Source organism: Neomoorella carbonis (genome assembly GCF_045278715.1).
In the GTDB taxonomy this organism is placed as follows: Bacteria; Bacillota; DSM-521; order Neomoorellales; family Neomoorellaceae; genus Neomoorella; species Neomoorella carbonis.
Genome location: NZ_CP136420.1, coordinates 2,414,671 through 2,433,517 on the forward strand (window position 1 = coordinate 2,414,671; position 18,847 = coordinate 2,433,517).

General features: G+C 54.1%; 21 protein-coding genes and 2 pseudogenes. 4 read left to right on the forward strand and 19 right to left on the reverse strand.

Annotated elements, in window-relative coordinates; translation table 11 throughout:
* Window positions 1-42 precede the first annotated feature (42 nt).
* The 11 genes and pseudogenes from MCACP_RS12290 to MCACP_RS12340 all read right to left on the reverse strand — a co-directional run bounded on the left by MCACP_RS12290 (window position 43) and on the right by MCACP_RS12340 (window position 6,375).
* Entirely contained in the window at window positions 43-1,194 is a 1,152-nt protein-coding gene (locus MCACP_RS12290; protein ID WP_406677032.1) for a cysteine desulfurase, read from the reverse strand.
* Between the two features lie 103 nt (window positions 1,195-1,297).
* On the reverse strand, window positions 1,298-1,630 hold the full coding sequence (locus MCACP_RS12295; protein ID WP_406677033.1) for a hypothetical protein: 333 nt from the start codon (window positions 1,628-1,630) through the stop codon (window positions 1,298-1,300).
* Between the two features lie 8 nt (window positions 1,631-1,638).
* Complete coding sequence (locus tag MCACP_RS12300) at window positions 1,639-2,058, reverse strand: putative zinc-binding protein (RefSeq protein ID WP_406677034.1); 420 nt, start codon at window positions 2,056-2,058, stop codon at window positions 1,639-1,641.
* A 23-nt stretch (window positions 2,059-2,081) separates the two neighbouring features.
* Window positions 2,082-2,504, reverse strand: a complete 423-nt coding sequence (locus MCACP_RS12305; RefSeq protein ID WP_406677035.1) for a putative zinc-binding protein — start codon at window positions 2,502-2,504, stop codon at window positions 2,082-2,084.
* Window positions 2,491-3,363, reverse strand: a complete 873-nt coding sequence (gene gcvH / locus MCACP_RS12310) for a glycine cleavage system protein GcvH (protein WP_406677037.1) — start codon at window positions 3,361-3,363, stop codon at window positions 2,491-2,493. The genes MCACP_RS12305 and gcvH overlap by 14 nt, the downstream gene beginning before the upstream one ends.
* A gap of 2 nt (window positions 3,364-3,365) precedes the next feature.
* A complete protein-coding gene (locus MCACP_RS12315) occupies window positions 3,366-3,653 on the reverse strand; it encodes a 4Fe-4S dicluster domain-containing protein (RefSeq protein WP_406677038.1) in 288 nt (95 codons plus the stop codon).
* Window positions 3,646-4,023 (reverse strand): hypothetical protein, encoded by a 378-nt coding sequence (locus MCACP_RS12320; RefSeq protein ID WP_406677039.1) that lies wholly within the window; start codon window positions 4,021-4,023, stop codon window positions 3,646-3,648. The genes MCACP_RS12315 and MCACP_RS12320 overlap by 8 nt, the downstream gene beginning before the upstream one ends.
* A gap of 151 nt (window positions 4,024-4,174) precedes the next feature.
* A complete protein-coding gene (locus MCACP_RS12325; protein ID WP_406677040.1) occupies window positions 4,175-4,507 on the reverse strand; it encodes an ArsR/SmtB family transcription factor in 333 nt (110 codons plus the stop codon).
* A gap of 28 nt (window positions 4,508-4,535) precedes the next feature.
* Window positions 4,536-5,495 (reverse strand): cation diffusion facilitator family transporter, encoded by a 960-nt coding sequence (locus MCACP_RS12330; protein WP_406677041.1) that lies wholly within the window; start codon window positions 5,493-5,495, stop codon window positions 4,536-4,538.
* 247 nt (window positions 5,496-5,742) lie between these two features.
* Window positions 5,743-6,055: pseudogene (locus tag MCACP_RS12335) on the reverse strand (arsenate reductase).
* Between the two features lie 149 nt (window positions 6,056-6,204).
* The gene (locus tag MCACP_RS12340) at window positions 6,205-6,375 is read right to left on the reverse strand and encodes a hypothetical protein (RefSeq protein WP_406677042.1); all 171 of its coding nucleotides are present in this window, start codon (window positions 6,373-6,375) and stop codon (window positions 6,205-6,207) included.
* Window positions 6,376-6,530: 155 nt separating this feature from the next.
* On the opposite strand from MCACP_RS12340, the gene MCACP_RS12345 reads away from it, so the two are divergent.
* From MCACP_RS12345 to MCACP_RS12355, 3 genes are all read left to right on the forward strand, one after another.
* Window positions 6,531-6,896 carry a PadR family transcriptional regulator gene (locus tag MCACP_RS12345; RefSeq protein ID WP_406677043.1) on the forward strand — a complete coding sequence of 122 codons (366 nt, stop codon included), beginning with the start codon at window positions 6,531-6,533 and terminating at the stop codon, window positions 6,894-6,896.
* Window positions 6,897-7,026: 130 nt separating this feature from the next.
* Window positions 7,027-7,923, forward strand: coding sequence for a permease (locus MCACP_RS12350; protein ID WP_406677044.1), 897 nt, complete (start codon window positions 7,027-7,029; stop codon window positions 7,921-7,923).
* A gap of 14 nt (window positions 7,924-7,937) precedes the next feature.
* Complete coding sequence (locus MCACP_RS12355; RefSeq protein ID WP_406677045.1) at window positions 7,938-8,684, forward strand: DUF2703 domain-containing protein; 747 nt, start codon at window positions 7,938-7,940, stop codon at window positions 8,682-8,684.
* A gap of 96 nt (window positions 8,685-8,780) precedes the next feature.
* Here MCACP_RS12355 and MCACP_RS12360 read toward each other — a convergent pair whose 3' ends face one another.
* Window positions 8,781-9,152 (reverse strand): putative zinc-binding protein, encoded by a 372-nt coding sequence (locus MCACP_RS12360; RefSeq protein ID WP_406677046.1) that lies wholly within the window; start codon window positions 9,150-9,152, stop codon window positions 8,781-8,783.
* An 18-nt stretch (window positions 9,153-9,170) separates the two neighbouring features.
* A pseudogene (locus MCACP_RS12365) lies at window positions 9,171-9,278 on the reverse strand (thioredoxin family protein); the annotation flags it as partial.
* Window positions 9,279-9,419: 141 nt separating this feature from the next.
* On the opposite strand from MCACP_RS12365, the gene MCACP_RS12370 reads away from it, so the two are divergent.
* The gene (locus tag MCACP_RS12370; RefSeq protein ID WP_406677048.1) at window positions 9,420-11,108 is read left to right on the forward strand and encodes an IS1634 family transposase; all 1,689 of its coding nucleotides are present in this window, start codon (window positions 9,420-9,422) and stop codon (window positions 11,106-11,108) included.
* 9 nt (window positions 11,109-11,117) lie between these two features.
* On the opposite strand, the gene MCACP_RS12375 is transcribed toward MCACP_RS12370, so the two are convergent.
* The 6 genes from MCACP_RS12375 to MCACP_RS12400 all read right to left on the reverse strand — a co-directional run bounded on the left by MCACP_RS12375 (window position 11,118) and on the right by MCACP_RS12400 (window position 18,831).
* Window positions 11,118-11,315, reverse strand: a complete 198-nt coding sequence (locus MCACP_RS12375; protein ID WP_406677049.1) for a thioredoxin family protein — start codon at window positions 11,313-11,315, stop codon at window positions 11,118-11,120.
* A 35-nt stretch (window positions 11,316-11,350) separates the two neighbouring features.
* Window positions 11,351-12,520, reverse strand: a complete 1,170-nt coding sequence (locus tag MCACP_RS12380) for a permease (RefSeq protein WP_406677050.1) — start codon at window positions 12,518-12,520, stop codon at window positions 11,351-11,353.
* Between the two features lie 148 nt (window positions 12,521-12,668).
* Complete coding sequence (locus MCACP_RS12385) at window positions 12,669-15,824, reverse strand: molybdopterin-dependent oxidoreductase (RefSeq protein ID WP_406677051.1); 3,156 nt, start codon at window positions 15,822-15,824, stop codon at window positions 12,669-12,671.
* A gap of 14 nt (window positions 15,825-15,838) precedes the next feature.
* Window positions 15,839-17,062 (reverse strand): NrfD/PsrC family molybdoenzyme membrane anchor subunit, encoded by a 1,224-nt coding sequence (nrfD, locus tag MCACP_RS12390; RefSeq protein WP_406677052.1) that lies wholly within the window; start codon window positions 17,060-17,062, stop codon window positions 15,839-15,841.
* A gap of 14 nt (window positions 17,063-17,076) precedes the next feature.
* The gene (locus MCACP_RS12395) at window positions 17,077-17,985 is read right to left on the reverse strand and encodes a 4Fe-4S dicluster domain-containing protein (RefSeq protein ID WP_406677053.1); all 909 of its coding nucleotides are present in this window, start codon (window positions 17,983-17,985) and stop codon (window positions 17,077-17,079) included.
* Window positions 17,986-18,150: 165 nt separating this feature from the next.
* Window positions 18,151-18,831: a response regulator transcription factor gene (locus MCACP_RS12400; RefSeq protein WP_106005445.1), complete on the reverse strand. Its 681-nt coding sequence runs from the start codon at window positions 18,829-18,831 to the stop codon at window positions 18,151-18,153.
* Window positions 18,832-18,847 lie beyond the last annotated feature (16 nt).

Here is an 18,847-nt window from a genome sequence, read left to right on the forward strand (position 1 = left end):
CATCATGAAAATGGTCTAAAATAGCGAAGTTTCTCAAACGCTTCAGCTTGATATTTCAATAATCTCCTTTATCGCCGCTAAAAAGGTGTCTATCTCTTCCGAGGTATTGAAATAACCCACACTGGCCCGCACCGTTCCTCGTTCCAGGGTGCCGATGGTTTTATGGGCCAGGGGCGCGCAGTGCAGGCCCACCCGGACCATAATATCATGGCCTTCGTCCAGGGCGTAGGCCACCTCTTCCGGGGCCAGTTTTTTAAGGTTAAAGGACACCACGCCCACCTTGCGCTCCGTTTCCCGGGGGCCATAGACGGTCACGCCGGGTAAGCCTTCCAACCCCGCCAGCATCCTGGCCGTCAGCTCTTCCTCGTGGGCACGGATGCGGTCGATTCCCTGGTTAAGTATATATTCCACCGCCGCTTTAAGGCCGGCAATACCTACCATATTCAATGTCCCGGCCTCAAAGCGATCCGGAAGGCCCTCAGGCATGTATTCCAGGCGGGACACCGACCCCGTCCCACCTTCCTTCAGGGGACGCAGGTCGAAACCGGGACGTATATAGAGGCCGCCGGTACCCGTAGGGCCGAGCAGGCCTTTATGACCGGTGAAGGCCAGGAAATCGATATCCAGTTCCTGGACATCTATGGGATATGCCCCGGCCGTCTGGGCGGCGTCCAGCAGAACCGGCACTCCGTACTGGTGGGCTACGGTCGTAATTGCCTGCACCGGCATCACTGTTCCCGTAACATTGGAGGCATGGGTGCAGGCCAGGAGGCGCGTTTCCTCCCGGAAGGCCGCCTCCAGCTCCGGAAGCATCAGTTCGCCGTCTTCCCGGCAGGGCACTACAGTAATGCTTATCCCGCGCTCCTTCTCCAGGGTTTTCAAACACCGCCAGACGGCATTATGTTCCATAGCCGTAGTAATGACATGATCCCCGGGATTCAACCAACCCTTGAGGACTAAATTAATGGCTTCGGTGGCGTTGGCCGTAAAAACGATGCGCGTGGCGTCGTCAATGTTAAATAACTTCCCTAGCAGCCGTCTACACTGGAAGACTATTTCTTCCGCCGCCAGGGCGCGGCGGTAGCCGCCCCGGCCGGCGCTGGCCCCGATATTCTTCATAAAATGCTCCATGGCCTGCCAGACCTCCGGCGGCTTGGGAAAGGTGGTAGCGGCGTTATCCAGGTAAATGACCACTATTTACACCCCCCTGTCAGGGCCTTTTTATTCGGCCTTAACTTTTTCCGGAATTTGAAAAAGGGAGGATAACCTCCTATCCTCCCTGTCCGGCCCCGGACAACTAAGCAAGAATATTTCCTACTTCTTTTATTATCTCCTCAAAGGGGATATCACCGGCATAGCGGGGCGTGCCGTCGACCACCACCAGAGGCGCCGGGTAGGCACCGTTGGTGAGAGCCCGTAGTTCGGACGGTATCTGCTCCCGGGGTACGGTCCGGAGGTCGATGTAAACCGCCTCCGCCTGGCCGGCGAACTTTTCCTCAAGCTGCCGCTGCAACTCGCCGACCTGCTTTTTAATCGCCGCCGGGGTCATAACCGGCCCGCAGCCGCAACCGCAACTGCACCCTCCCCCGCTGCTCTGGTAGTCGTAAATCTCCACTTTCACTTTAGCCATTTTTAACTTTATCCCTCCTGCTTAATTTTTGTCACCTGCTCCAGGATAGCGGCCGCCACCTGATCCACCATGGCCTTCTGCTCCCCTGTAAGCTCCCGAATGGATAAAGTGCCTTCGCCGATGTCTTCTTTGGCAATAAGATCGGTAACAACCACCTTGCCGCTCACCGGCCCGCTCAAGGCTTCGGTGGCCTTTAAAGCGCAACATTTTTCGCACCCGTCAATGGTTATCGTGGGATAATCGCGGGCGAAGTTGCGTTCTTCCTCGCCGCCGGCCATAAACAGGGGCAGGCATATAGTTACGAAATTATAGCCCGGCCTGATGGAGCGCAGCACCTTCTGGGTGGCCAGGCGGGAAATAGTCCCCCCGGGGCAGGCCTCGCCGCTGCAGGAAATCAGGCCCACCGATAATCTTCCTTCTTCGCTCATGCTTTCTCCTCCCCCACAGGCGTTTATTGCTCTCCCCCGGCGTCATACCAGCGGTCGACTTTAGCGGCCAGGTCGGCGGCCAGCTCGTCGGCAATCTGCCACCCTGCCGCCGTCAGGTGGGCGGCGGTACCGGCATCGACACCTCGGTGGTTGCGGAAGGCGTCCACGGCGCGGACCCTTTCCACCACCACGCCGCCGGCGTGCTCGACGTTCTTGGCCGCGCAGAGCTTCGGACAGCCGTCCACGGTAATGCACCTGGCCCCGTTGATCTCCTTCCTGGCCTCATCGTCGCCGTAAACCAGCAGGGCCAGGCACATGGTTGCCGCTTTATCGGGCCGCAGCTCTTTTACAGTCTTTAAAACTGCTTCCCGGCTCAGGAGTCCGTACATCTTGCCGATGCCGCTGCAGGGGATGACGTAAACTTTGCGGGAGCTATTTCCCGGCATTGAAATCAGCCACCTTTTCCTTCAATACTTCCATATAGCGCCGCCCGTCCAGTAAAAACTCGCGGTCGGCCTCGAAGTTGGTCAGTTCCAGTTCGGCAATCCAACCCTTTTCATAGGGGTTTTCATTGATGAGTTCCGGCGCCTCCAGGACGGCTTCATTAACGGCCACCACTCTACCGGTAACCGGGGAAACCAGTTCATACACCGCTTTGGCCGATTCGATGGTGCCCATCTCCCCGAATTGCTCTACTTCCGTACCAGGTTCGGGGGGCGTGACAAAGGTGATATCGGAAAGGTTTTGCTGCAGGTAGTCACTGATACCTACGCGGCCCCTGTTGCCCCGGACCTGGACCCAGCAGTCGTTCTCGTTGAAATAAAAGCCTTCCAGGGGCACCCGGAAGATAAACTTATCGTGGCGATGGACGGCGTATTCCAGCGGGCCGGCAAAAAGGCCGCTGTCTTCCGGCGCCCGGCCGCCAGGTTCCTGCTCCCTGAGGAGGGGCTGCCAGGATCGCCAGACATCCTCTACGAAGGCCGCCGCACCTGACCCCAGCCGCCAGTCCGGGCTGGGGTTATAGTCCCTCTTCTTAGCTTCTTCGGTCATGGTTATCTTGCGGTAAATCTTTAGGTTATTGTTGGCCGCAATCCGGCTGGCGCAGCGGGTGGCGCAGCCGTCGATGACTATGAGGTTTCCTTCCTGGAGGAGGAAGGCATAACGTGACGGCGCCGTCTGGTAAAGCACCGGGCAGATGATCTCGCCGTCCATAGTTGCCGCCATTTTGAGGGCCAGTTCCCGGGCCAGGCATCCGGCCTCTTTATCCAGGCCGTTACAGGGTAAGATAACATACTTTGCCGCCACGGCTATTTACCCCCTTCTTGCTGACGCAGGGCTTTGATGGCTTCCAGGACGCGGGATTTTTCGGGAAAAGAAATGGCGTCCGGTCCGCAGGTCTTGGCGCAGGCACGACAGAAGACGACGCAATTGTTGGGATTAGCCACGATAAGCCGGGGCTCTTCCTCCCGCACCTCATAGACCTGATGGGGACAGAATTTAGCGCACTCCAGGCAGTAGTTGCACCTGGTATAATCAATCACCGGCGCCCAGTTGATTTTATCCCGCGGCACGCCCATAAAAGTAGTTTCAGCCATTGTCTCGCGCCTCCCAATCTTTAAGGGCGTCGGCAACTTTCTGGAAGGCTTCTTCGGTGGTCAAATCGCGGATATCCAGGGGGTAAAAGTCGGTCTTTAAATCCATCCCGGCAGCCGTCAAGGCGTCCCGAAACATTTTATTCTGCATGTTGGGGGCGCAGGCGGCAATCATGACCCTGCGGTGGGCCTTGAGGAAGTCGGCCAGGAAGCGGTCGCCGTCCTCCTCGCATAACTGGGGATGGATAAACCCGTACTCCACCGGTAACTCGACCCGTACGCGGTTGATAAAGTCCCAGATGTCCATCTTGGCAAACCCCGGGCACTTGCCGGTGCAGACGCACATGATCAAACCCGGCTTTTCTTGAGGCATATTAGTTTCCCCTTTCCTGATACTCCGGAAATATATTCCGTTCGGCTCTTGATAGGTTTATTATATAACTTTCTACTTATTTGTCAAGGTTATTATATTCAATTTTACTAATATATAATGCGATATAATAATAGGCGTATCGATGTTTCTTTCATTTTGTTTTGCCTTTGTTGAATCCCTGCATGAGCGCCATAGTCTCGGCAATCTCCCTGGCGATAATCTCCCCGGCCAGGTCCAGTAAAGTAATGATCCGGGGATCCTTGATACGGTAAATCACCCGTAAACCATCTTTGGTGGCCTCGACAATGTCCTGCTTGCGCAGGACGGCCAGGTGCTGGGAGATGTTGGGCTGTTCTAATTCTAGCTCTTCCATCAGCTCACAAACACAGCGCTCACCATGGCGTAAAAGTTCTATAATCCGCACCCTAGTGGGATGAGCCAGGGCTTTGAAAAATTCCGCTTTCAGATTATAGATGCGTTCCATGAATATCATCCTCTCAAAGGTTAGTTGTTCAAATTAATTGACTGTAGGTTTTACGAACCAGCCCTGTTCCAGGGCAACCTTCGTATTCCATCTGCAGCATGACGTGTTCGATGCCAAATTTATCTCGCAATAAAACTTCTACTTGCCGGCGCAGCTTTTCCGATTCGCTGATAGTTATATCCTCTTCCAGGTCGATATGGCCCTCGAAATTAATCTGCCGCTCTCCCAATTGCCAGACATGGACATGGTGCAGGTCGCGGATACCCGGCAGGCTCTTGATAGATTTATATATTTCCTCCAGCTCCACTCCCTTGGGCGTGCCTTCCATGAGAATTTGGACGGTATCAGCCACAATTTCGCAGCTTTCCTTCAAAACATACAGCCCGATTAATATTGTCAGGATGGGGTCTATCCAGGTGATATGCCAGAAATAGATCGCGATACCTCCGCCAACTACCGCCACTGAAGATAAAGCGTCGGAGAATAAATGCAGGTAAGAAGATCGCACATTCAGGCTCTTGCCGGCATCGCGCCGCAAGAGAAAAACCGCCAGGGTGTTGGCTAATAACCCGACGACCCCGACACCTGCCATCATTGAGCTATTGATAGCCTGGGGATGCAATAACCGGATCACGGATTCCTTGAAAAGCAAGATGGAAATCACTATCAATACGGCGGCATTGAACAGGGCCGCCAGGATCTCGAGGCGTTGAAAACCGAAGGTTTTTTCCAGGGTAGCCCCCCGCCGGGAAAAACGTAACGCGGCCAGGCTGATAGCTACGGCCGCCGCATCACTTAAATTATGCAGGGCATCAGAAACCAGGGAAAGGCTCCCCGACAGTAATCCTCCTATCACCTCCGCCACAGCAATAATTAGATTTAACAACATCGTTAGTACCAGGTTAAGGCCGCTTACCGTTCCTGTTTCCAGGTGGCTGTAGTGATGATGGTGGTGATGAATATTGTCGTTATGCGGATAATTTTTCACTTTTTTACACTCCTTGCAACTTTATTCTTGTATTACATTCTTTTATTCTTTAATACTTATATAGTAGCGTTAACAAGACTTCCTGTCAACCAGAAAAAAATCGGCTACCCTAATTGCCCCATGATTCCTACATTAGCCGACTCCATGAACGGTTTCGATCCATAAGGTCGAGTTCTTGGCAACAATCCGGTAAAAATAAGGCTCCAAGAGCTAAACCCGCGTGAAGTGCTAATAATCTTCCAGGAGCTTAGCCACCTTTTAACCGGATCTCGTCGCGTACAGCTCGGAAAACGGCCATGATTTCTTCCTCTTCCCCCTCGGCCTTTGCCGGGTCACGGAGGGGCCAGTGTTCGCGGCGGATATTGGCGGAGTCACAGGACATTTATCACGGGCGTCGCCGCAGAGGGTGACAATCAGATCAGCCTTGTTTAAGATTTCAGGATCGATAGGGTCGGAGGTTTGCCGGGAAATATCGATGCCGGCTTCCGCCATCACCGTCACAGCGCGGGGGTTCAAGCCAGCCGGTACAATCCCCGCGCTGTACACTTCCACTTTTTCATCTGGCTGCGGCATGAATTGCCGGTACAGAGAAAAAGAATTACAGGCTTCTTTTGCACAAATATCCTCCCTTTCTTACCTACACCCTGTTTCTCCCTACCATATTATTCCCGCTTCCTTATCAAGGTCCATAACCTTCTAGCTTATTCTTCTACCTTTCCGGTTGCATCAACATTCCTGCCAAGCAAGGAATCTTTTTGGGTATTTTGGGGGCGATTTTCTGCAATACAAATTCCAGGGCTTCTCCGGCGTCTTTGTCCAGGCAGATGCGTTGCAGCATTAGTTGCTCTTCCTCATCAAGGGCAATAAGAACTTTACCCATGTGATACCAACTCCCCACCTTTAATTTTCCTAATAAATACGCTTTAATATCAACATCCCTTTTGGAAAATGCCTTGACATCAACAAACGTGTACCATATAATACAAGCAGCAAGCATTGCCCATCTATGTATAGAGGTTAAAGGCAGAGGTGATTATGGATTATACTGATCGCGAGTACTGGAATGGCATCATCAAGATGTGCCTGTCGAAGTTTTTTATCCTGCGGGTCCTCTACACCCAGCCCATGCACGGCTACGAGATAGCCCGCACCGTAGCCGAAGTCACCAGGGGCTGCTGCACGCCCACGGAAGGGACAATTTACCCGGTTCTCCGGGAGTTCGAGGAGGGCGGCTACGTAACTTCTACCATTGAGATAGCCGGGGGGCGAGAGCGCAAGGTTTATACCCTGACGCCAAAAGGACAGGAAGCCTTCCGCATCGCCGTCGAGGCCTGGCGGGAGGTCACCAGCTACATTTTACAGGCGGTAAAGGTACAGGAAAGTAACGAGCAATTAAAATGAATTATTACAGCTCCCCTGCCGCAAACGGGGGTGAAAGGTATATGTTTAGACTTATGCATTGCCCATCTAGGTATTGATAGCTTACCTCTAATATTAGGTAAACATAATTATGCTTAGGGAGGCGCAAAAAATGGGCATCAACTCCTTAAACCAGGCCCTTCACTTCTTTTTTATCATTACCGTCGAACTGGTTGTCCTCTTCATCGGTATCAGCTTCCTAGTAGGACTGCTGCAGGAATATATCCCGGCGACAACCGTCCAGCGGTTGCTTGCCGGACGCCGGAGCCAGAGCAACATCCTGGGTGCGGCCCTGGGGGCCATTACTCCCTTTTGCTCCTGTTCCACCATACCTATTATGGTGGGATTGATAAACGCCGGCGCTCCCTTCGGCGCCGCCAGTTCCTTTCTCCTGGCTTCTCCCCTCCTAAATCCCGTCATCCTGGGCTTATTCCTGGCCTTCCTGGGCTGGCGGGCGACAGTGATCTATGCGGTTATAACCTTTATTCTTAGCGTCGTCCTTGGAGCCGCATGGGAAAAACTGGGCCTGGCCGACCAGGTAAAGAGGGTTCGCACCAGCGGCGGCCACGCCGACAACCAGGAAAGTCATGATTTCCGCTCCCGGTTGGTTCGCTCCCTAAGCGGGGCATGGCACCAGTTTACCGGTGTATTGCCCTATCTCCTGATCGGCGTGGCGATAGGCGCCTTTATCTACGGCTTTGTCCCGGCCGAGTGGGTGGCCCGAGTAGCCGGCCCCGGCAACCCCCTGGCCATCCCGGTGGCGGCGGTTATCGGTATCCCCCTCTATATCCGCGTCGAAACGATGATTCCCATTGGTATGGTTCTGCTTCAAAAGGGCATAAGCCTGGGTACCCTCATGGCCCTGATCATCGGCGGCGCCGGGGCCAGCATTCCCGAAGTTACCCTGCTGGCGAGCATCTTTAAACCCCGCCTGGTGGCAACCTTCGTCCTTACCATATTAATGGTTGCCGTCCTGACCGGGTATGCTTTTAATATTATCTTTGCATAAGGAGGCAATATATTATGGTGGAAAAAAAGGGATTGCTGGCCAGGGTCTTCGGCCGGCAAGGAAGCTCCTGTTGCTCAATTCAAATTGAAGAAATTCCTGAAGGTGAAAACCAAACCGCTAACAGCTGTTGCTGCTGTGGTGTTTCTGCGCCCGGCAGTCCAGGGAACACTCCCGGGCAAGAACTAGAAACTTCGCCCGCAACCTGGGATAGCCAGCGCACCATTGACATCGAGTTTCTCTACCTGGACCTGGATGCCTGCACCCGATGCCGGGGTACGGGACGTAACCTGGAAGAAGCCCTCAACGAAGTGGCCGGGGTATTGCAGGCTACCGGTATAAATGTCAACTTGAAAAAGATCCACGTCCAGTCGGAAGAACAGGCCCTGGCTTTGGGATTTGTCAGTTCTCCCACCATCCGCATTGACGGCCGGGATATCCAACTGGACGTAAGGGAAAGCCTTTGCGAATCCTGCGGCGACCTCTGCGGCGAAGATGTGGACTGCCGCGTCTGGGTATACCAGGGCAAGGAATATACCGAAGCTCCCAAAGGGATGATCATTGAGGCCATCTTGAAGCATGTTTACGGCGGCGGTATGGAAGCTCCGGCAGAAAGGAAAGCACCGAAGGAGCTGCCTGACAATTTAAAGCGCTTCTTTGCGGCCAAACGTAAGAAAGAAGAAAATACAGCAGGGAGTAAGGGTAAACAGTCAGCAGAAGATTGTTGCTGCGGCATTTCCCCATTATCCAGGTGTTGTGATTGAAGCGTATATGCCCTCTCTGTCATTGAAACATTAACAAATGCTTTAAGCTACAAGATGAGCACAGGGCCACGGTAAATATAACCCGTGGCCCTGCTGCTACGATTCCAGGGATTCTTTTACCGCCCCGATTACCCGGTCCAGCTCCTCATCCGTCCAGGCAAATTCATGCTTTTTCCGGATGCCAAGCCCGGTCACCATAATATAGTCTGTCACCGGAAAGCCGGCATGCTCCACCGTAGCCTTCGCGCAGTCAATGGGACAGCCGTCTATGGCGACAATCCTTTTGGCTACCTTGGTAGACTCAACTATGCCCTGCACATGGCCGCCCAGCCCGGCCAGGCAAAACAACTTGCCCACGCCTTCCTGATCCAGCTTTACCGCCGCCTGGTTGGCCAGCTGGCCTACGTTCGAACCTCCCGCGCAGGGAAAGAGCATAATTTCCGCCGGTTCGCATGTGCATTTCGCCACTACCAGCTCATCTCCCGTTTACTGGCTTATTTCTTCCTGTATCCATTTCTTGATCTCTTCTTTGTCCGGTACCCGGCCGAACACCTTAACCTTTTCGTTAATTACCAGTCCCGGCGTCATCATAACCCATCTTCCGCACCCTGTGAGCAACCCAAAAATAATTTTTACAGGGTGCAGAAGGAAATAAAAGTAGAGAGAATCTTCTAACCAGGAATTTCTAATTGAGTATCGAATCATTCCTCTAAGAGAATTCTGGAGGAATGTTCGATGCCTGTAGCCATCGATAATATGCGCTTCTTCCGGGCCGGTCCCGCAGCCCTTATCGCCAGGTTATGTGACGTTCTGAAGATAGCAGAAATCATTGATGCCGTAGTCGAATGGGACCCGGTCCAGTGCCATCTTTCCCCGGGAAATCGGGTTAAGGCGCTGATCATTAATCTCCTGGTAGACCGAGAGGCCCTCTATCATGTGGAGCGCTTTTATGAGAACCAGGACCTGGAGGTTTTGTTTGGAGCTGAGCAACAGGTCCGGCCTAGAGATTTTAACGATGATGCCCTGGGCCGGGCCCTGGATAAACTCTTCGCCAGCGGCCAGCTGAAGAAGTTGTTCTCCAGCATTGCTTTAACTGCCGCCGCTACCCACAACGTGCCCATTACAGGCATCCATGTGGATACCACCTCCATTTCCGTACAGGGCGCCTATGAGGGCGAAGGAGATTTAGATATAACTTTCGGTTTTAGCAAGGATCATCGTCCTGACCTCAAGCAGTTTCTCATCGGCTTGACCGTAAACAAAGATGGGTTACCCATTTTGGGTCAAAGTCTGGGCGGCAATACCAGTGATAAATCCTGGTACCCTGAGGTTATTGAAGAATTGGTCCAAACATTGAGCCCGGCAAAGCTTAAAGAGGTCATTTTCGTGGCGGACTGCGCCCTGGTAACTAAGGATAACCTGGCTCTTTTGATGCAGGAGGAAGATAACAAACCCGCCCTCCAGTTTATCTCCCTGTTACCGGAGAACTTCGGCCTTAACGAAGAGATTAAGGCCGAAGCCTTCCGAACCGGCACCTGGCAGGAGATCGGAAAACTGAGTTCAAAGAAAGATGCTGCCTACTATAAAAGCCAGAGCTTTGTCCGGGAAATAGGCGGCCATGACTTTCGTTTAATCGTGGTCCACTCCACAACCCTGGATAAACGCAAAGAGAATAGTCTCTTGAAAAAGTGGGCCAAGCAAAGAGAAGTTCTGGAAAAGGCCGCCCAAGCTCTTTCCCGGCGCCCTTTCGCCTGTGAGGCCGACGCCAAAAAAGCCATAGAACTCTTCTTGAGGGAATACCGCCACCAACCTTTCATCCTAAAGGGCACAGTTGATGAAGAAATAGCGAGCAGCTACGTCCGACCTGGGCGGCCCAAAAAAGGAGAGCAGCCCCAGAACACAGTCGTTTACCATGCCCATATTAGAATAGAGGAAGACCGGGAAGCAATGGCCCATGAAAAAGACCTGGCTTCCACCTTTGTCCTCATTACCAATCTCATGGATACCAAAGCTTACCCCGACCGGGCGGTGCTCAAGGAGTATAAGGAACAGAACGCTGTTGAGAGGCAGTTCCGTTTCTTAAAACAGCCGGTCCTCCTGGGGCCCATCTTCCTTAAGAACAAGAACCGGGTAGAAGCCATGTCGTTTGTTTTCCAGCTAGCCCTTCTGGTGGCAGCTTACCTGGAGTATCGGGTAAGAAAAAATCTGGAGCAAGAGGAGTCCCCCTTAATCCTGCCGGGGAAACGTAAGAGTACTAACCCTACAGCACGGGCACTCCTGGAGATGTTTGATTATCTCCTGGTAGTTAAACAGGGTTCGGACCGGGCGTTAATCAACTATCACGGGTCGGAGGTGATTAGAGCCCTTGAACTTGCTGGTTTCGGCAAGGAAATTTACCTTTTCCCACCCCGCGGTGGTGGGTAGGAGTATTTTTTAGTGCTCCAAGTAAACATTGGTAATTATATCCAAAGGTGCGGAATGTGGGATCATAACGCCGTAATCGGTAATTTTGTTTAAATCCGTCACCTTTTCCACATCGGCGGCCACGCCCATCTCCGCCAGGGCGTTCATCACGTTTTGTTCCAGCGCTTTGCACCGGGCGCATCCCGTACCTAAGACTTTGATTTCCATGACCTTCCATCTCCTTTTTTATTTTTACTTTAATTTTAGCCAACTAAAGCGCCAAAAACCATCCCCGTCAAGGTAGCCATGATGACTACCAGGGAAACGTAGGCAAAGGTTTTCTTGAAGCCCAGCACGCTGTTGATCACCAGCATACTGGGCAAACTCAAGGCCGGACCAGCCAGCAGGAGGGCTAAGGCCGGCCCCTTCCCCATCCCGGAACCGATAAGTCCCTGAATTATCGGCACTTCCGTCAAAGTGGCAAAATACATAAAGGCGCCGACGATAGAAGCGGTAAAGTTGGCTAATAAACTGTTGCCCCCCACCACCATGGCCACATATTTGGCCGGAATAATACCGGTATCGACGCCGGGCCGCCCCATAAGGAAGCCGGCTACCAGCACGCCGCCGAAAAGGAGGGGCAGGATTTTAATGCTGAAATCCCACGTCGAATCTACCCAGGCCGCCAGTTCTTCCCGCTTAAACCATGCCTTTAAAATCACGGCCAGGGCTAACAGAAGCGCGACAACCAGGTACCATTTGACGCTGAAAACAGCGTACCAGAAGCCGGCCTGTTCCGCCGGTTTGCCCCAGGCGGCAAAGACGAGGATTAAAATCAATACCAGGAAATAGATAACCGTCTGCCCGAGGGTCCGGGGTGGTTCTTTTTCCTCCGGCATGAGCAACCCTTTGGCCCGTTCCTTTTCTTCGCCCCGGAAGAGAAGAGCCATAATTAGGCCGATGACAACCGAAAAAACAACCGCTCCCAGGGCCCTGCCCAGGCCGATCTGCCAGCCCAGAACCCGGGCCGTGAGGATAATGGCCAGGACGTTTATCGCCGGTCCGGAATACAGGAAAGCTATGGCCGGTCCCAGCCCGGCGCCGCGCTTGTAAATCCCCATGAACAAGGGTAAGACGGTGCAAGAGCAGACGGCGAGGATTGCTCCCGATACAGCGCCCACGCCATAGGCCGTAACTTTGGGGCTTTCCGGTCCCAGGTATTTCATGACTGCCTGGGAGGAAAGGAAATTGCTCATGGCCCCGGCGATGAAAAGGGCGGGCACCAGGCAGAACAGCACGTGTTCCCGAGCATACTCCTGCAGCATGTAGAAGGCTTCCAGGATAGCGCTCTGCATCCGGGGATGTTGGAAGGGCAGGAAGTAAGCCGCCAAAAACACGGCGACAATTAATAGCAATTTTGCCTGCTTGCTCATAGAATACATCTCCTCTTATGTTATTCTATTAGTTTATTATAATTTAACTATATATTAGTTTAGAAGCAACTAATGGTTTTGTCAAGAAGGAACAAAAAAAGCGGGGAAGGGCTCATCGCCCATCTCCGCTTCTTAATGAGGAACTTTCTTATACTTTCTCCACTTTAACCCGCGTATCGTAGAAGGAGGCGCTGCCACCGATAGGATCGGTCAGGCAGGTAGTTTTCATCCGCGTGTCGAGGAGCAGCACTGGATTGGCGCACAGACCGCTCCTGCGTCGGGCGTCGCCCTTGACGACCTGCCCGTCGATAACTACGTCCCGGGCGCCGTAGGCCCAGTGGCCGTAATGCCAGGATACGGCAATTACACCCGGTCGAATGCCCTCGATCAGTTTAACCTTCCCCTGCACCGCCTCGACGCCGCCCGGGCCCAGGTCCAGCTTGCCGTCGGGGTTGGTCCGGGAGACGAGTTTTACCCGGTCGCCGTCGCGCAGGCCCAGGCTGGTACCGTCGGAGCGGTGCATCAAGATAAAGTTTTCCGGTAAAAGGGCCACCTGTCCCCAGTAGTTGCCAATAGTCCGGGACTGCCCTCCGAAAATTTCTTTAAAGGTAATGAGCTGCAGGGGATAATCCGCATCCTTTACCGGCGTTCCGTCGCTGTTGCTAACCGGCTCCAACCGGGGCACGCCGCCGAATAGGCGGCCCGTAATGCTATCCCGCGTCGTTGCCACGGGCTCGACATAAAGGTTTATTAGTTTGCCGAAGGGATGCTCGACGTATTTGCCGGCAGAGCCAGTGCTCTCTTCAAAGCGGCCGCCGCGGTTGAGGACAAAAACGGTTTTGCGCCAGCGGTCTTCGCCCACCGCCCGCCGCCAGGCGGCTTCATTAAATACGGCCGGCGGCAAATGGCGGCGTGCCGCTTTAAAAACTGCCAGTTCACGGTCGTCGGCGTCGGGGACTTCATCGCCGGGCTTGTCGCCATAGGCCACGTTGGCCACCGCCTTAAGATAATAATCTTCCGGTCTTTTAAAGTCCCAGCCAGGTGCGAAACCGTCTTTCCCGTAACCCGGCAACCCTAAAGCTTCCGCTATGGCCAGCATCACCGCCTCAACGGAGATCGGCATCTCCTCCCCGAAAACCTTTACCGTTTCCGGTATAGGGGCGGCGATGGGTTGGCGCAGCTTGGTGGTTTTGGTAGTCGTGGAGGGCGGAGCCCCCAGGAAGGCCCACCGCTCAAGATAGGTAATATCGGGGAAGATATAATCGGCATACATGGAAGTCTCGCCGATGACAATATCGTCGGCGATAAATAACGGTATGCGCTCGGTATCGCATAAAATCTTAATTTGTTCAGCTCCGGCCGGTGCCGCCAGGACCGGGGTACCCATATGCAGCCAGAGGATTTTTATGGGATAAGGATAACCCGCCCCGGCCGCCGGGATTATTTCCTGATACACGTCGGAAGTCAGGGGATACCATGGCCTTTCCGCCGGGAAACCGTTAAACAAAGTGCTGCGGTCGTAATAAGCGCCTTCACGGGTAAGCTTGATCCCCCAAGGGGTTATCTTCCCGCTGTGCATCTTACCGAGGTCAAAGGGTTGACCCGGCTTGCCCCCGCCGGCGGCCCAGGAACCGCCGCCGGTAGTGAGGCCCCCGCGCCAGTCTACATTGCCGATAAGCAAATTGAGGATTATGATGGCTTGGGCCGTGTAATAGCCATTGGTATGCTGGACGGCGCCGCGATAGAAATCAATGGCGGCCTGCTTGCCGTAACTGGTAAATTCCCGGGCCAGGTCGATAATAGCCTGGACCGGAACCCCGGCCTCGGCAGCCAGTTCTTCTAGGGATTTGGAGACGGCTTGTTCTTTAAGGATCGTCAAGGCCGATTTGACCTTCATGCCGTTAACCTCGGCGGTAACAAAGAGATCGCCTTCCACGGGATTGTCTTTGTCCTCGGGATCAACGGCTACCAGTTGACCGTTACGCGATACAACGAAGAGATTCTTACCCTTATCGCCGTCAACTAAACCGGCCTCATTGGCCCGCAGGAAGGCTCCCGGTTGGCCGTCTTGGTCGATTTTTACCAGCCAGGTGGCGTTGGTCCACGACTTTTCCCCGTCCTGTTCCGCAGCGGCCCGGTTGGCATTGGCCAGGGCTTTGCCGTCGTAACGCTCGTTGGCCAGAATCCACTGGATCATCCCCAGGGCCAGGGCCAGGTCTCCGCCCGGCTTGACGGGTATCCACCAATTGGCGTGGGCGGCCGTTTTGGAAAAACGCGGATCGACCACGGCTATCTTCAGGCCCTTTTCCGCCAAGGCCCGGGTTATTTGCTCGGCCATGGGCGTAGGGCCGAAGTTGGCCTCAAAGGCGCCGGTACCCCAGAAGATGACAAACCGCGACCAGCGAAAATCGGGTTTCATGTGGTTCGGACCCGGCGACCACTTACCGTCGCTGTACTGGGCCGTAGCCCACTTGTAAGCGACGTGATGGCTCTGCTCGCAGATGGTGGTATGCTCGAACCAGTTAACCGAACCGAAGCTGTTGAGGACAAAACGCTTGGTCCAATCGCTGCGGCCAGGCTCAATACGGCCGGCCATAAAGACAAACTGATTATTTTTCGGGCCTAAATCTGGGTGGTCAGGATCAAGTAATAGGTCCAGGTTGGCAGCATGTTTAGTTTTAAAATCAGCCAGGGCCATCTCTTTCTTGGCCACCTTGGCGGCATCTTCAGCCATCGCCTTGAAAACTGTAGCATCTTTGAGGGCAAAAACATCTTTAAAACCTGGTACTATCCTATCCTCGCCGATTTCGGCAAAAAGCTTGCCGCCATTAACAATCTCTTTAATGGCCTGGTCAAAGGGAATGGTTTTCCACCTGTTGGAGCCCCGGGGGCCGTTGCGTTTGAGCACTTTGACAAGCCGGTAAGGATCGTACAGGGTTTGGACGCCGGCCTGGCCCTTGGGACAAAGCCGGCCATCAATTTTGGCCGCTACATCGGGGGAGGTATTGTAAGGTATCTGGGGGTAATAATTGACCGGGCTGTAGGGGTTACCATCCAGCTTGACCAGGACGCCATTACTCAGTTTGCCCTTTAGCGTGCATTGGGTATTACACTGCAGGCAGACACCGTAAACCATGTTCTCGGCCTGGGCCAGGTCGTACTGGCTATCCCGGGTTCCCTTCGGGCCGGCCGCTGCACTCCCTTTCTGGCCGGCCATAGAAGGGGCCTCAGCCGCCAGCAAGGTTGCTCCGCCCAGCAAGGCTGAGGTTTTTAAAAATTCCCTGCGTCCGATTTTAAGGGTCATGGATTGCACCTCCTCTACGAGTATCGACGAGACAGATCAGCGCCTGTTTCCACGTGATGGGCCGGCGGGGTTACCGCGTTGTCCGGGCGACGGCTGAACGGCAGGTACTCTATTCCCAGCTTAAAGATAAATACACCCAGGGCCAGGACAAAAAGTACTACCAGCCATTCGTTCAAAGTGGGTACATAGGTGTAAGCCAGCCCGGGCTCGCTATAGGCGGACGGCAGGGCTGTGAAAGGCGGCGCCAGCAGACCCGGTACAACGATGTTGTAGCGTACTCCCAGGAAACCCAGGGTGATCAAAAAGCCGGCCCAACCTGCGGTTTTAGCTGTGATATTGCCTCGTACCAGTAAGAACACCGGAATCAAGGCTCCCACCACCAGATGTACGACCCAGAAGATCCACCAGTTCGGACCGGTCAAGATGAGCTGGTACGGTAGGGCATGGGATGGGGAGAGGTAGTAGCTGCCCAGCAGCATTTCCGCCAGTTCAAAGAGGAGGTAAAAAACCAGGAGTCCGACAACAATCCGGGCCAGGAGGTTGATGGCCCGGCCGGTTTCCTCATCCTGCTGGTCGGGATTTACCACCGCCACTACAAAGATAAGCAGGGCGGAACCGGAAGCCAGGGCGGCAACTAAAAACATAACCGGCAAAAGAGGATTGCTCCAGTAGGGCCTGGCCTGGACCACACCTAGCAAAGCGCCCAGGCCGCCGCTGAAGGCCAGCGCTACCAGCACGCCGGTGATAGCCAGGTAACGCCCCGGCCGCTTATCTCCAGGTATCTCTGCCGTCCCTGCGTCTGGTGCTGGTGCTGAATCGCCGCGACTGTCGAAATAAAGCTGGAGTATGAGGAGTAGTAAATAAATAGTATACAACCAGACCATCCAGACCATGGGTGAGTGGGGATTGGGGCTAATAAAGATCCGCCAGGCCCGTCCCAGGTGTCCCAGGTCCAGGCCAATGGCGACTAGGGCAGCAAGTAAAGCCGACAGGGCCGCCACGAGACCCACCTGCCTGAACGGCTCCAGCTCTTTTACGCCGCAAATGTAAACCAGGCTGGTGAGGAGGTAGACCCCGGCGGATAAACCACTGGCAAGCATATAGGTGGCCACTCCCAGTCCCCAGGGGACGGCGCTGGAATAACCTGCCGCTTGTTCGCCAAAAACCAGATAGTGGTAGACCCCGATGGCGCCGACCAGCAAAGCTGCTATGGTAATTATCCAACTTATTTTTTTCATAACTTCACCTCCCGTCAGGTCAGGTAATAAACCTGGGGTTTCGTACCAAGTTCCTCTTTCAAACGCATTAAGCCTTCCCTGGCCAGCCACTCCCGGACCATGCTCCGGGGGTCGTTGAGGTCGCCAAAGCAGGTCGCGCCGCCCAGGCAGGTAGTGACACAGGCCGGTAGCTGGCCGGTTTGTAACCGGTGCAGGCAAAAGGTGCACTTACGGGCGTTACCTATGGGTGAACGACCCTTTTGGCGCGGCCACTGCTTGCCATATTCCAGCGCCGGTTCGCTTTCGTAAGGTTCTAGCAGCGGCGTATCCTGGGTATAGAACCGGCCGGAGTCAAAGGAACGAGCGCCATAGGGGCAGGCCGCCAGGCAGTAACGGCAACCTATGCAACGGTTATAATCGATGGCCACAATACCGTCGGGCCGTTTATAGGTGGCTTTCACCGGACAGACGGCAACACAGGGTGGTTTTTCGCAGTGCATGCAGGGCCGGGGCAGGAACCGGCGCTGTACTTCAGGGTAGGTACCCCTTTCTTCCTCCATAACTGGCCGGTAGACAACCCCCGGTGGCAAGTGGTTTTCGGCCTTACAGGCTACCGTACAGGCCCTGCAGCCGACACAGCGGCGCAAATCAATTACCATACCCCATTTCCGCTGCTCCACGGGCTTGCCCAGGGCCCTTTCCAGGTCCTGCTCCAGGCGGCGGATCTTGTTTTCCCAGTCGCCGTTAACCGGCCACTCTTTGACAGCCGTAGCCCGGGAATTGGAACCGGCCGCAGGTACAGCTGCTTTATCGCCAGCATAAGCGGGAGTCCTGGAAAGGGCCCCCAGGGTGACAGCTCCCAAAACCATACTCGTAGCCGTTTTAACGAGAAATTCCCTACGGCTTACCGGCTCCCGGATCTCCCTTCCTTCCTTGTCCACCATTGTGCCTCCTTTCTTCTTTTTTTAGTTGGCAAAGACGTTACTGCTCCCTCTATCACAATTATTTCTTCTTTTCACCCACCGGCCAATCAGGGTTATCCCTGGAATTAAAAATGCCTAAGGTTTTTCCCTTAGGCATTCTTCCGTATAACGTATAACCCTTTACCCTTAATCCCGGGGTATCAATCCCTGCTGGAGGGCATAGCGGACCAGCTCCGCCCGGCTGGTTAAATTCAACTTCCGGCTAATATTCCCCTTGTGGCTTTCCACTGTTTTGACACTGAGGCCCAGGGCTTCGGCGATCTCTTGATTGGTATAACCCAGTGCCACCAAGCGCAATACCTCCGTCTCCCGCGAAGTTAAATGGGTATTCCTTTTTTCACTATTCTTATCCGGATGCCCCTTACCCTTAGCCCCCTTCTGCAGGGCATCAACTAAAAACCTGGCTACCAGAGGATGGATAAACACACCCCCCTGGGAAACCACCCTGATGGCGGTGATCAGGTCATTATCAGCAGCCCTTTTAATTATATAACCCGCCGCTCCCGCGGCCAGGGCCTTCTCAACATACTCGCAATCTTCGTGCATGGAGAGGACCAAAACCTTTACCAGTGGCATCTCGGCCGCAATCCGTTCTACCACCGTAAACCCGTTGCAGAAGGGCATACTAATATCCAGGAGCAGGATATCGGGCCGCAATTCCCGGGTTAATTTGAGGGCCTCATCCCCATCACCGGCCTCACCTACTACCTGCATATCGGATTCAGCATTGATTAAATAACGCAGCCCGGCCCTAACGACGCTGTGATCATCGGCGATGACAATCCTGATTTTCCCGTTATACTCCATGCTTACACCTCCCCAC